Here is an 11429-nt window from a genome sequence, read left to right as displayed (position 1 = left end):
AGTGGTTATTCGATGGAGCCGGGCGGCATCTGCGGCCGGGTGCGCGCTGCGGGCCGCAACAGGCCCAGCACGAACACCCGCCCCATGTAGGGCAGCAGCCCGCCCTCGTTGAGCGCGGGATCGACGCGCTGGCGATAATGCTCGGCATGCAGCCGCGTCAGCTCCGACCAGTGGGCCTGCGGGCATTCATGGTGCGCGGTGTGCAGGCCGATATTGAACAGCAGCGGGTTGACCCAGCCTTCGAAATTGCGCGCGTAGTTCAGCGGCGTGTCCGGCGCCTGGCGCTGCGCGCGGCCCAGCGGCCGGCCGTCGGCATGCGCGTGCTGCAGGTAGTTGGTCGCCAGCAGCCAGTGCAGTCCATGCAGTTGCGGCACGATGACGAACAGCAGGGCCTTCTTCCAGTCGAGCGCCAGCAGCAGCGCCCAGCTGCCCAGCCACAGCGCGTACTGGCCCATGCAGTAGCGAAAGGCGCCGGGCGAATGGATGCGCAGCCGGCCCAGCCAGTGCAGGAACAGCGGGTACAGCACCAGCGCGGCCTGTACCGGGTGGATCAGATAGCCCCACAGGTGGTTGGTGTCGCCGCCGAACTCGCGCCGGTAGGTGCGCGCGATATCGCGCGGGCCGTGGCGAAAGCGGTGGTGGTTGGCGACATGCGCGGGCCAGAACACAAAGGTCGGGTGGCCCTGCAGCAGCGTGAGCCAGTAGTCCGTGAAGCGATTGGCCCGGCGGCCGCGCCACATGCGCAGATGCGTGTGGTTGTGGTGGATCACGCCCACGCCCAGCGTGAGGAACAGGGTCAGGCCGTAGAGCAGCCAGTGCCAGCCATGCGTCCATTGCCACCAGACCAGCAGCGGCAAGGCCAGCATATAGGCCACGGATTGCCAGTCGCGCCAGTGGCGCAGCCGCCAACCCATTCAGCGCGGACCCGGCGCGGACTCGACCCGGGTGCGCATCAACTGGTCCATGAAAGCCAGCGCAAAGCCGTAGTTGCCGGCCGGGCGCGCGTGGTGCAGGTGGTGGCGCCGGCTCGCGGCCAGCGGGTGGGTGTCGGACACGCGCGGGAAGAAGTCGTAGTTGGCGTGGCCGATCACATTGAGCAGCAGGCTCAGCACCGGCACGCTGGCCAGCGACCAGAAATAGAAGTCATGCACCAGCATCGGCAGCAGGATGATATTGCCCAGCATGATGGCTTCGATCGGGTGGAAGCTGTAGGTCGACCAGGGCGTCGTGACCACCGAGCGGTGGTGGTCGCCATGGAAGCGCACCAGCCGGCGCGTGTGCAGCAGCCGGTGGTTGAGCCAGAAATGCACATCGTTCCAGACCAGCAGCGCGGCGATCTCGAGCGCAATGCGGCCCGCGCTGGCGCTGGGCGCGAGCTGCGCCCACCCCAATTGCAGCAATCCCCAGGGCACGACCATGCCAATGCCGAAGATCAGCACCGAGTGCAGCGACTGGCGCCATTCGCGGCGCAACTGGTCGGGCTTGAGCGCGCGCGCATCGAGCACCCGGCCGATGCCGCGCCGCGCGAGACTGCGCGTGAGCGCCGTCATGCCCCAGCCGCCCAGGCAGTACAGGCTGCCGAAAAAGACCAGACCCAATGCCATGACCTGCCAGGCATCGAGCTGGACGAACCAACTCCCAGTGTCCATCAAGGCTCCATCCGGTGAAAGCATCCCACCGCGGCCAATGATAGCGGGATGGGCTCCGGTTCAGCGTCCGAGCGCAAACACCACCGGCGTGCGGTTGTCGGCAGGGACGGGCAGCTGTTTCCAGTCGCGCACCAGCCGGCTCTCGATGCGCGCCGTGGCCAGCGTGAGGCCGGCGGCGAGCGCGAGCCGGCTGTTGGGCTGCAAGGTCTGCAGCAGCGCCTGCCACAGCGCCGGGTTGCGGTAGGGCGTCTCGATGAACAGCTGGGTCTGGCCCTGGCGCAGCGCCAAGGCTTCGAGTTCGCGGATGCGCTGGGCGCGCGCCGCGCCGTCCTGGGGCAGATAGCCGACAAACGCGAAGTTCTGGCCGTTGAGGCCGCTCGCGGCCAGCGTCAGCAGCAGCGACACCGGACCGACCAGCGGCACCACGGCCAGCCCCAGGTCATGCGCGGCGCGCACGACGGAGCTGCCCGGGTCGGCAATCGCCGGCATGCCGGCTTCGCTGACCAGGCCGATGTCGTGGCCCTGCAAGGCCGGCGCGAGCAGGGTCTTGGCGTCGAACACCGCGCTGCCCTTGTCGCCATGGTCGCCTTTCTTGTGCACTTCGCGCGGCAGCTCGACGATCGACTGCGCCTGCAGCGGCGCGGCCAGCGGGTGGAGGGGTGCGATGCGGTTCAGGTAGCCGCGGGTGCTCTTGGCGTTCTCGCAGATCCAGTGCGTGAGGCTGGCGGCGCGGCGCAGCGTGGCCTCGGGCAGCACATCGCCCAGCGGCGCCTGGCTGTCGCAGCCGAAGTCCAGCGGCGCGGGCACGAGGTACAGCGTGCCGCGCGCGGTGTTGGCGGCGCCGCTCATGGCAGTTGCAGCCCCGCGGCGCGCAGCAGCTGGGCGGTGCGGATCAGCGGCAGGCCGATCAGCGCCGTCGGATCGTCATTGAGGATCTGCGTCAGCAGCGTGATGCCCAGGCCCTCGCTTTTTGCGCTGCCGGCGCAGTCATAGGGCTGCTCGGCACGCAGGTAGCGCTCGATCTCGTCGTCGGCCAGGTCGCGGAACTGCACTTCCACCGTGGCCAGCGCGGTCTGCGCAAACCCGCTGGCCTGGCATACGACGCTCACCGCGGTCTCGAACAGCACCGTCTGGCCGCGCATGGCCTGCAGCTGGCGCACCGCGCGCTCGTGCGTCAGCGGCTTGCCCAGCGGCTTGCCCGCGAGATCGGCCACCTGGTCGGAGCCGATCACGATGGCGTCGGGGTGCAGCGCGGCCACGGCGCGTGCCTTGGCTTCGGCCAGGCGCAGGGCCAGCGCGCGCGGCGCTTCATCGGGCAGCGGTGTCTCGTCGACTTCGGGCGCGGCCGTTTCAAAGGGCAGGCCCAGGCGCGCCAGCAGTTCGCGGCGGTAGCGCGAGGTCGAGCCCAGGATCAGGGCCCGCTGGCGCAAAGGGTTCGTATTGGCAGGGGATTCAAGCATGCGCCGATTCTCTTACACTGGCCGCCATGACCAAGGAATTTTCCCCGGACCGGCTCGACATCAAGGCGTTTGCGCAGGCGCAGGCGCACCTCGAGGGCCAGGATCCGCTCTCGCAATTCAAACGCCTGGCGCAGGAAGCCCAGGGCCCGCACGATGATGTCCATGTCCGCTGGGCGGCCCAGGGCGAGCTGCGCAGCGAAACCGGCGCCGCGCCCCAGGTCTGGCTGCACCTGCAGGCCGAACTCGACCTGCCCATGGTCTGCCAGCGCTGCCTCACGCTGGCGGCTATCCCCCTGGATGTGGACCGGTCTTTCCGCTTCGTTGCCGATGAAGCCACGGCCGAGGCGCTGGACGACGAAAGCGAAGAGGACCTGCTGGCTCTGAGCAAGGAGTTCGCGCTGCGCGAGCTGCTCGAGGACGAACTGCTGATGGAGCTGCCCGTGGTGCCCATGCACGACGTCTGTCCCGATGCCGTGCCGCTGGCCTCGAGCGACGCGAATTTCAACCAGGCCACCAGCGAAAAGCCCAATCCTTTTGCCGCGCTGGCCAGCCTGCGCATCGCCAAGCCCAAGCAGTAATTCCCCTTCCGATGTGATTGCGTTATAATTGCCGGCTATTCGCAGATCCCCTCGTGTCTTCAATGGGCTGATCGCGTTTTTTACCAACCCCTTCAAGACTCAGGAGCCACCATGGCTGTTCAGCAAAACAAGAAATCCCCCTCCAAGCGCGGCATGCACCGTTCGCACAACGCCCTGAACGTGCCCGGCATCGCTGTCGAGCCGACCACGGGTGAAACCCACCTGCGTCACCACATCAGCCCCACCGGTGTCTACCGCGGCCGCCAGGTGCTGAAGAACAAGTCCGAAGCCTGATCTTCGACCGCTCCCACAGGGCCCGCGGCTACAAAATAAGTAGCGCGGGCTTTTGTGTTTTTGAACGCGTTATTTTTTCTTTAAGGCCTCGCTCGAGGTCCGCAAGTCGCCCATGATCACACTGGCTGTTGACTGCATGGGGGGCGATCATGGCCCCCGCGTCACGCTCGCGGCGTGCCGTCAGTTTCTCGACAAACATCCCAAGGCGCACCTTTTGCTCGTCGGCAAGACCGAGAGCCTGGAATCCTTCCAGCATGAACGCGTCACCCTGGTCGCGGCTTCCGAAGTCGTGGGCATGGACGACCCGGTCGAAGTCGCACTGCGGCGCAAGAAAGACTCGTCCATGCGCGTGGCCATCGAGCAGGTCAAGGCCGGCGCTGCCGCCGCCGCCGTCTCGGCCGGCAACACCGGCGCGCTGATGGCCATTGCGCGCTACGTGCTCAAGACCCTCGACGGCATCGACCGTCCCGCGATTGCCGCGCAGCTGCCCAACGGCCTGGGCCGCGCGACCACCGTGCTCGACCTGGGTGCCAACGTCGACTGCACGGCCGAACACCTGCTGCAGTTCGCGTTCATGGGCACGGCGCTGGTGTCGGTGCTTGACGAAGGCTCCAAGGCGTCGGTCGGCCTGCTCAACATCGGCGAGGAAGCCATCAAGGGCAGCGACATCATCAAGCGCAGCGGCGAATTGCTGCGCACGGCGGGCCAGGCCGGGGAGATCAACTTCTTCGGCAACGTCGAAGGCAATGACATCTTCAAGGGCACGGTCGATATCGTGGTCTGCGACGGTTTCGTCGGCAATGTCGCGCTCAAGACCAGCGAGGGCGTGGCTTCGATGATCAGCAACGGCCTCAAGCAGGAGTTCAAGCGCAACCTGCTGACCAAGCTCGCCGCCGTCATCGCCTACCCGGTGCTGTCGGCGCTGATGAAGCGCATGGATCACCGGCGCTACAACGGCGCGGCGTTGCTGGGCCTGCGCGGCCTGGTGTTCAAGAGCCATGGTTCCGCGGATGCGATTGCTTTCGAGTACGCGCTGAGCCGGGCGTATGATGCGGCCTGCAATAACTTGCTCGACCGCGTCCGTTCCCGGATTGCCCGTGCCGCGCCCTTGCTGGACGCCACGCCTGCCATTGCGGCTGCTCCCCTGTCGGCGTCTTGAGCCTTTAAAAAGATGAGAATCTATTCCCGCATCACCGGCACCGGAAGCTATCTGCCACCCCGGCGCGTGACCAATCAGGACATCCAGGCCGATCTGGCCACGCGCGGCATTGAGACTTCGGACGAGTGGATCGTCGAGCGCACCGGCATCCGCGCGCGGCACTTTGCCGCACCCGATGTCACCAGCAGCGACCTGGGCCTCGAAGCCGCGCGCAAGGCGCTTGAAGCCGCAGGCCGCACGGCCGACGAAGTGGACCTGATCATCGTTGCCACGTCCACGCCCGACATGGTTTTCCCGTCGAGCGCCGCGATCCTGCAGCACAAGCTCGGCGCCAGCGGCTGCCCGGCATTCGACGTGCAGGCGGTGTGCAGCGGCTTCGTCTACGCGCTGACCGTGGCCGATGCGCTGATCCAGACCGGCGCGGCCAAGTGCGCGCTGGTGATCGGCGCCGAGGTGTTCAGCCGCATCCTCGATTTCAACGACCGCACGACCTGCGTGCTGTTTGGCGACGGTGCGGGCGCGGTGGTGCTCGAAGCGTCCGACCAGCCCGGCATCCTGGCCAGCGATCTGCATGCCGACGGCAAGCACAGCGACATCCTGTGCGTGCCGGGCAATGTGTCGGGCGGCAAGATCATTGGCGACCCGGTGCTGAAGATGGACGGGCAGGCGGTGTTCAAGCTGGCGGTGGGCGTGCTCGAGAAGGCCGCGCGCGCCACCCTGGACAAGGCCGGCATGACCGAGGCCGACATCGACTGGCTGATTCCGCACCAGGCCAACATCCGCATCATGCAGAGCACCGCCAGGAAGCTCAAGCTGCCGATGGAGAAGGTCATCGTCACCGTCGATCAGCATGGCAACACCTCGGCGGCATCGATTCCGCTGGCGCTCGACCATGGCGTGCGCTCCGGCCAGATCAAGCCCGGCCAGAACCTGCTGCTGGAAGGGGTGGGCGGGGGCTTCACCTGGGGCGCGGTGCTGCTCAAGCTGTGACCACGGGCGGCCCTGACCGCCTTTTTCGAAAAAACTAAAAGAAGACCGCATGAAGAAATTTGCATTTGTCTTTCCCGGCCAAGGCTCGCAATCCGTGGGCATGCTGGACGCCTGGCAAGACCATCCGGTGGTCGTCGAGACCCTGGCCGAAGCCTCCGAAGCGCTCGGCGAGAATGTCGGGCGGCTGATCCACGAAGGCCCGAAGGAAGCGCTGGCGCTGACCACCAACACCCAGCCGGTGATGCTGGTCGCGGGCGTGGCCGCATGGCGTGTCTGGCGTGCCGAAGGCGGCGCAACGCCCGCAGCGCTGGCCGGCCATTCGCTGGGCGAGTACTCGGCGCTGGTTGCCGCGGGCGTGCTGACGCTGGCCCAGGCCGCACCGCTGGTACGCCTGCGTGCGCAGGCCATGCAGGAAGCCGTGCCGGTGGGCACGGGCGCGATGGCGGCCATCCTGGGCATGAATGCCGACGCGGTGACGGCCGGTTGCGCTGAAGTCACGGCAAGCCTGGGCGGCGCCGAAACCGTCGAGGCGGTGAATTTCAACGATCCCGCACAGACCGTCATTGCCGGCAGCAAGCTGGCTGTCGAAAAGGCCTGTGAAGCCCTCAAGGCCGCGGGCGCCAAGCGCGCGCTGCCGCTGCCGGTGTCGGCGCCGTTCCATTCGAGCCTGATGAAGCCCGCCGCCGAGAAACTGCGCGCCGCACTGGCGCAGATCGCGCTGGCCGCGCCGCAGATCCCGGTCATCAACAACATCGACGTCACGGTGCAGACCGAGCCCGATGCCATCCGCGAGGCGCTGTACCGCCAGGCGTTCGGTCCGGTGCGCTGGGTCGAATGCGTGCAGGCCATGAAGGCCCGCGGCATCACCCATCTCATCGAATGCGGCCCGGGCAAGGTGCTGGCAGGCCTGACGCGCCGCATCGATGCCGAACTCGTGGGCGCAGCCCTCTACGACCCGGCCACGCTGGCCGAAGTGAAAGAACTGATCGCATGACTGAATCCTCCAAACCCCAAGTGGCCCTGGTGACCGGCGCCACGCGCGGCATCGGTGCCGCCATTGCGCTCGAACTCGCCAGCCGCGGCTTCCAGGTGGTCGGCACGGCCACCTCCGACAGCGGCGCCGAGCGCATTGGCGAAGCCCTGGCAGCCTTTCCCGGCTGCCGCGGCGTCAATCTGAACGTCACCGACGGCGCGGCCGTCGAGGCGCTGGTCGAGAACATCGTCAAGACCCAGGGCGGCCTGCACGTGCTGGTCAACAACGCCGGCATCACGCGCGACCAGCTGGCCATGCGCATGAAGGACGACGACTGGGATGCGGTGATCGACACCAATCTCAAGGCGGTCTTTCGCGTGAGCCGCGCCGCCATTCGTCCGATGATGAAGCAGCGCTTTGGCCGTATCATTTCGATCACCAGCGTGGTCGGCGCATCGGGCAACCCGGGCCAGGCCAACTACGCTGCCGCCAAGGCGGGTGTTGCCGGCATGACGCGCGCCCTGGCGCGCGAGCTCGGCAGCCGCGGCATCACCGTCAACTGCGTGGCCCCTGGTTTCATTGAAACCGACATGACCGCGCAGCTGCCGCAGGAGCAGCGCCAGGCGCTGCAATCGCAGATTGCCCTGGGGCAACTGGGCCAGCCGTCCGACATCGCACACGCGGTGGCCTACCTCGCATCCACGGGTGCGGGCTATGTCACAGGCCAGGAATTGCATGTCAACGGTGGCATGTACATGTAATTGTCAAGAGTCATGCCGTATATCCGGGCGGCAGGTTGTGCAGGGGTTTTGCCCTGAACAGCTAGAATCGCGGATTCATTCACAACCCCCAGAGGGAAACCATGAGCGATATCGAAGCACGTGTCAAAAAAATCATCGCCGAACAACTCGGCGTGGAAGAGTCTCAAGTCACCAGCGAAAAGGCCTTCGTGGCTGATCTGGGCGCCGACTCCCTGGACACCGTGGAACTGGTGATGGCTTTGGAAGACGAGTTCGGCATCGAGATCCCCGACGAAGACGCCGAGAAGATCACGACGGTGCAAAACGCCATCGACTACGCCAATACCCACCAAAAGGCCTGATAGGCCTGCGCGCCCTGCGCGTCAAGTAGAGAAAGTTTTACGCATGAGCCGTCGTCGCGTTGTCGTGACCGGCCTGGGTTGCATCAGCCCCGTAGGTAACACGGTGGCGGATGCCTGGGCCAATCTTTTGGCCGGCCAGTCCGGAATTGACCTCATCACCAAGTTCGACGCGTCGAACTTTGCCTGCAAGATCGCAGGTGAGGTCAAAGGGTTTGATGTGGAGTCCTATCTCAGCGCAAAGGATGCGCGGGCGATGGACACCTTCATCCACTATGGCATTGCGGCTGCGGCGCAAGCCGTGCAGGATGCGGGCTTGCCTACGGGCGAGGCCCTGTCCGATGATCTGGCCACGCGCATTGCCTGCGTCGTGGGTTCGGGTATTGGCGGCTTGCCGCTGATCGAGAACACCCAGATCGAACTGAGCAACCGCGGCCCGCGCCGCATCACGCCGTTCTTCGTGCCCGCGTCCATCATCAACATGGTGGCCGGACATGTGTCCATGCGGTTTGGCTTCAAGGGGCCGAACCTCGCGGTGGTCACGGCATGTACCACCGGTCTGCATTGCATCGGTGAAGCGGGTCGCATGATCGAGTACGGCGACGCCGACGTGGTGATCGCCGGCGGCACGGAAGCAACAGTCTCGCCTCTGGGCGTCGGCGGTTTTGCCGCCATGCGCGCGCTTTCCACGCGCAATGACGACCCGAAGACGGCGTCGCGCCCCTGGGACAAGGACCGTGACGGTTTTGTGCTGGGCGAGGGCGCCGGCATGCTGGTGCTCGAAGAGTACGAGCACGCCAAGGCCCGCGGTGCCAAGATTTACGCCGAACTGGCGGGCTTCGGCATGAGCGCCGATGCCGGCCACATGACGGCACCCAACATGGACGGCCCGCGCCGCGCCATGCTCAATGCTTTGCGCAATGCAGGGATGAACGCCGACCAGGTGGACTACCTCAATGCCCATGGCACTTCCACGCCGCTGGGCGACCTCAACGAGACGAATGCCATCAAGGCCGCGCTCGGCGACCATGCGAAGAAGACGGTCGTGAGCTCGACCAAGTCGATGACCGGCCACCTGCTGGGCGGCGCCGGCGGCATCGAGAGCGTGTTCACCGTGCTGGCGCTGCACCACCAGAAAGTGCCGCCGACGATCAACATCTTCTCGCAGGATCCCGAATGCGATCTCGATTACTGCGCGAACACCGCGCGGGACATGAAGATCGACGTGGCGCTGAAGAACAACTTCGGTTTCGGCGGGACCAACGGCTCGCTGATCTTCAAGCGGATCTGACCCTTTTCCTCCGCCGCACCATGCCCAGGCGCCGCTCTCCCGCAAATCTGCCGGTGAGACGGCGCCTTTTTCATGGTCTGCATGGGCCATGACGCGCACCGCACCCACGCGCCTGCGTTATGCGCTGGCACGGCCTCCCTGGGCTGTCGGCGCAGGCTTGGTGGCGCTGGCGGCCATGGGGGCGGCGGGGCTGCTGCTGTGGGCATTGCATGGAGCAGGGCCAGGGCCTTGGCCTGCGCTGCTGGGCCTGGCGCTGTGGCTCGCGGCCGGGGGCAGCGCCTGGTGGCGCTGGCGGCACTGGCTCGGCGGCTGGCTCGAATGGGATGGACTTGAATGGTGGTTGCATGCGGGCCTCGCGGGCGGGCCGGTGCTGTTGCGCGCCGCGCCCGAAGTCTGCTGGGACGGACAGGGTTTCCTGCTGCTGCGCATAGCGCCAGGGAGTGGACGTCCGCACTGGCTCTGGCTTCAGGGTACGAGCGCACCGGTGCTGTGGGGAGATCTGCGGCGTGCGGTATATTGGCGCGCCCGGCCTGCCGCGAGCGCCTGATGGCGCAAAAGCGGCGCGGCGCGCCCCGAACGATTCCATGAAGCCTTCCGTGACACCTCCCAGCGCCAGCGACAGCGACCTCCAATTGGTGGAGCGCACAAATGCCGGTGACCAGCGTGCCTTCGAGCTGCTGGTGATCAAGTACCAGCGCCGCATCGAACGGCTGATCGCGCGCATGGTGCGCGATACCGACCAGGTGCAGGACATTGCCCAGGAAACCTTCATCCGCGCCTACCGCGCGCTGCACCAGTTTCGCGGCGAGGCCCAGTTCTATACCTGGCTCTACCGCATCGCGGTCAACACCGCGAAGAAGGCGCTGCTCGACATGAAGCGCAATCCGGTGGTCACCGATTCGGCGTTACGTAACCAAAGCGATGAAGATGAAACTTCTGCGCCGGGACAAGAACTAACCACGGACGAGACACCGGAAACGGTGCTGGCGGCACAGGAAATCGCCCAGGCGGTCAATGCCGCAATGCAGGCCTTGCCCGAGGAATTGCGCCAGGCGGTCACGCTGCGCGAGATCGAGGGCTTGAGCTATGAGGAGATTGCCGCGGCCATGGAGTGTCCGATCGGCACGGTGCGTTCGCGCATCTTTCGCGCCCGCGAGGCGATCTCCGCACGGGTCAAGCCCTTGCTGGAAAACCAGACGGGCAAGCGTTGGTAAGCGTTGGTAGTAGGGTGGCGCTGCAGCGGCGCCGGTGGATGGCATCATGAAACAAGATCTGAACCAAAGTCAAAAAGAGCAGTTGTCGGCATTGGCCGACGGCCAGCTGGCGGCTGGCGACATCGGCGCGGCGCTGGCGTTTGCGGACAGCGATGAGGGCCGCCAGACCTGGCAGCTGTACCAGTTGGTCGGCGACGTATTGCGCTCGCCCGAACTGGCGCACCACGCCCAGCACGATGTGCTGTCCGGCGTGCGCGCGCAGCTGGCGCGCGAGCCCAGGCCGCAGCTGCAGCCGATGGCACTGCAAGCGATTACTGCTGCGCAGGGCGTGGACCGGGCCGCCAATGGCTCGGTGTTCCGCTGGAAGGTGGCGGCCGGCGTGGCGTCGGTCGCGGCCGTGGCGGCGCTGGGCTGGAGTTCGATGCTCGGCAGCGGCAGCGCGCCCGCAGGCATCGAGCTGGTGCAAAACGGCGCGCCCCAGCAGTCGGTGCCCACCGAGATTGTCGCCATGCAGTCGGGCCCCGGCGCGCCGGTCATGCTGCGCGATCCGCGCCTGGACGAACTGCTGGCCGCGCACCGCCAGTACAGCAGCGTCGCGGCGCTGCAGATGCCGGCCAACTTCCTGCGCAACGCGGGTTTCTCGGACACTTCCGTTCGCCGCTGAGCGCGCCCGCCGCGGCGCGTGCATCATGGCCGGGTGCGCGCCGCGCCCGGCGGCCGGG

General features: G+C 66.6%; 15 protein-coding genes. 11 read left to right on the top strand and 4 right to left on the bottom strand.

Annotation, left to right across the window (positions count from 1 at the left end; translation table 11 throughout):
* Positions 1–5: 5 nt before the first annotated feature.
* Genes HUK68_RS14740 through HUK68_RS14725 form a run of 4 tightly spaced genes read right to left on the bottom strand, consistent with a single transcriptional unit; the run spans position 6 to position 3109 of the window.
* Positions 6–914, bottom strand: coding sequence for a fatty acid desaturase (locus tag HUK68_RS14740; protein ID WP_244146182.1), 909 nt, complete (start codon positions 912–914; stop codon positions 6–8).
* Positions 915–1649, bottom strand: coding sequence for a sterol desaturase family protein (locus HUK68_RS14735; RefSeq protein ID WP_175504857.1), 735 nt, complete (start codon positions 1647–1649; stop codon positions 915–917). It abuts the gene before it with no gap.
* Positions 1650–1709: 60 nt separating this feature from the next.
* Positions 1710–2498, bottom strand: a complete 789-nt coding sequence (locus HUK68_RS14730; RefSeq protein ID WP_175504856.1) for an SAM-dependent methyltransferase — start codon at positions 2496–2498, stop codon at positions 1710–1712.
* Positions 2495–3109 (bottom strand): Maf family nucleotide pyrophosphatase, encoded by a 615-nt coding sequence (locus tag HUK68_RS14725; protein WP_175504855.1) that lies wholly within the window; start codon positions 3107–3109, stop codon positions 2495–2497. Before HUK68_RS14725 ends, HUK68_RS14730 begins: the two co-directional genes overlap by 4 nt.
* Before the next feature lie 26 nt (positions 3110–3135).
* Between HUK68_RS14725 and HUK68_RS14720 the strand changes: the two genes are divergently transcribed.
* The 11 genes from HUK68_RS14720 (at position 3136) to HUK68_RS14670 (ending at position 11371) form a co-directional block, all read left to right on the top strand.
* Positions 3136–3687, top strand: coding sequence for a YceD family protein (locus HUK68_RS14720; protein ID WP_175504854.1), 552 nt, complete (start codon positions 3136–3138; stop codon positions 3685–3687).
* Between the two features lie 111 nt (positions 3688–3798).
* Positions 3799–3981, top strand: coding sequence for a 50S ribosomal protein L32 (gene rpmF / locus HUK68_RS14715; protein ID WP_159917732.1), 183 nt, complete (start codon positions 3799–3801; stop codon positions 3979–3981).
* A gap of 112 nt (positions 3982–4093) precedes the next feature.
* Positions 4094–5140 carry a phosphate acyltransferase PlsX gene (plsX, locus tag HUK68_RS14710; RefSeq protein ID WP_175504853.1) on the top strand — a complete coding sequence of 349 codons (1047 nt, stop codon included), beginning with the start codon at positions 4094–4096 and terminating at the stop codon, positions 5138–5140.
* Between the two features lie 12 nt (positions 5141–5152).
* Entirely contained in the window at positions 5153–6130 is a 978-nt protein-coding gene (locus HUK68_RS14705) for a beta-ketoacyl-ACP synthase III (protein WP_175504852.1), read from the top strand.
* A 49-nt stretch (positions 6131–6179) separates the two neighbouring features.
* Positions 6180–7124, top strand: a complete 945-nt coding sequence (gene fabD, locus HUK68_RS14700; RefSeq protein WP_175504851.1) for an ACP S-malonyltransferase — start codon at positions 6180–6182, stop codon at positions 7122–7124.
* A complete protein-coding gene (fabG, locus tag HUK68_RS14695; RefSeq protein WP_175504850.1) occupies positions 7121–7864 on the top strand; it encodes a 3-oxoacyl-ACP reductase FabG in 744 nt (247 codons plus the stop codon). The genes fabD and fabG overlap by 4 nt, the downstream gene beginning before the upstream one ends.
* 101 nt (positions 7865–7965) lie before the next feature.
* Positions 7966–8205, top strand: a complete 240-nt coding sequence (acpP, locus tag HUK68_RS14690) for an acyl carrier protein (RefSeq protein ID WP_048441207.1) — start codon at positions 7966–7968, stop codon at positions 8203–8205.
* A gap of 43 nt (positions 8206–8248) precedes the next feature.
* Entirely contained in the window at positions 8249–9493 is a 1245-nt protein-coding gene (gene fabF, locus HUK68_RS14685) for a beta-ketoacyl-ACP synthase II (protein ID WP_175504849.1), read from the top strand.
* An 88-nt stretch (positions 9494–9581) separates the two neighbouring features.
* On the top strand, positions 9582–10040 hold the full coding sequence (locus HUK68_RS14680; protein WP_175504848.1) for a hypothetical protein: 459 nt from the start codon (positions 9582–9584) through the stop codon (positions 10038–10040).
* Positions 10041–10077: 37 nt separating this feature from the next.
* Positions 10078–10707 carry an RNA polymerase sigma factor RpoE gene (rpoE, locus tag HUK68_RS14675; protein ID WP_175504847.1) on the top strand — a complete coding sequence of 210 codons (630 nt, stop codon included), beginning with the start codon at positions 10078–10080 and terminating at the stop codon, positions 10705–10707.
* 46 nt (positions 10708–10753) lie between these two features.
* On the top strand, positions 10754–11371 hold the full coding sequence (locus HUK68_RS14670; protein WP_175504846.1) for a sigma-E factor negative regulatory protein: 618 nt from the start codon (positions 10754–10756) through the stop codon (positions 11369–11371).
* Positions 11372–11429 lie beyond the last annotated feature (58 nt).

Source organism: Comamonas antarctica (genome assembly GCF_013363755.1).
Taxonomy (GTDB): Bacteria; Pseudomonadota; Gammaproteobacteria; order Burkholderiales; family Burkholderiaceae_C; genus Comamonas; species Comamonas antarctica.
The sequence above is the reverse complement of the archived record's forward strand: the minus strand, read 5'-3'. Positions and strand labels throughout refer to the sequence as shown.

What these genes read in the sequence shown, in the direction of transcription:
- HUK68_RS14740 (WP_244146182.1), bottom strand. Translation starts at nt 914, where the DNA reads ATGGGTTGGCGGCTGCGCCACTGGCGCGACTGGCAATCCGTGGCCTAT.
- HUK68_RS14735 (WP_175504857.1), bottom strand. Translation starts at nt 1,649, where the DNA reads ATGGACACTGGGAGTTGGTTCGTCCAGCTCGATGCCTGGCAGGTCATG.
- HUK68_RS14730 (WP_175504856.1), bottom strand. Translation starts at nt 2,498, where the DNA reads ATGAGCGGCGCCGCCAACACCGCGCGCGGCACGCTGTACCTCGTGCCC.
- HUK68_RS14725 (WP_175504855.1), bottom strand. Translation starts at nt 3,109, where the DNA reads ATGCTTGAATCCCCTGCCAATACGAACCCTTTGCGCCAGCGGGCCCTG.
- HUK68_RS14720 (WP_175504854.1), top strand. Translation starts at nt 3,136, where the DNA reads ATGACCAAGGAATTTTCCCCGGACCGGCTCGACATCAAGGCGTTTGCG.
- rpmF (WP_159917732.1), top strand. Translation starts at nt 3,799, where the DNA reads ATGGCTGTTCAGCAAAACAAGAAATCCCCCTCCAAGCGCGGCATGCAC.
- plsX (WP_175504853.1), top strand. Translation starts at nt 4,094, where the DNA reads ATGATCACACTGGCTGTTGACTGCATGGGGGGCGATCATGGCCCCCGC.
- HUK68_RS14705 (WP_175504852.1), top strand. Translation starts at nt 5,153, where the DNA reads ATGAGAATCTATTCCCGCATCACCGGCACCGGAAGCTATCTGCCACCC.
- fabD (WP_175504851.1), top strand. Translation starts at nt 6,180, where the DNA reads ATGAAGAAATTTGCATTTGTCTTTCCCGGCCAAGGCTCGCAATCCGTG.
- fabG (WP_175504850.1), top strand. Translation starts at nt 7,121, where the DNA reads ATGACTGAATCCTCCAAACCCCAAGTGGCCCTGGTGACCGGCGCCACG.
- acpP (WP_048441207.1), top strand. Translation starts at nt 7,966, where the DNA reads ATGAGCGATATCGAAGCACGTGTCAAAAAAATCATCGCCGAACAACTC.
- fabF (WP_175504849.1), top strand. Translation starts at nt 8,249, where the DNA reads ATGAGCCGTCGTCGCGTTGTCGTGACCGGCCTGGGTTGCATCAGCCCC.
- HUK68_RS14680 (WP_175504848.1), top strand. Translation starts at nt 9,582, where the DNA reads ATGACGCGCACCGCACCCACGCGCCTGCGTTATGCGCTGGCACGGCCT.
- rpoE (WP_175504847.1), top strand. Translation starts at nt 10,078, where the DNA reads ATGAAGCCTTCCGTGACACCTCCCAGCGCCAGCGACAGCGACCTCCAA.
- HUK68_RS14670 (WP_175504846.1), top strand. Translation starts at nt 10,754, where the DNA reads ATGAAACAAGATCTGAACCAAAGTCAAAAAGAGCAGTTGTCGGCATTG.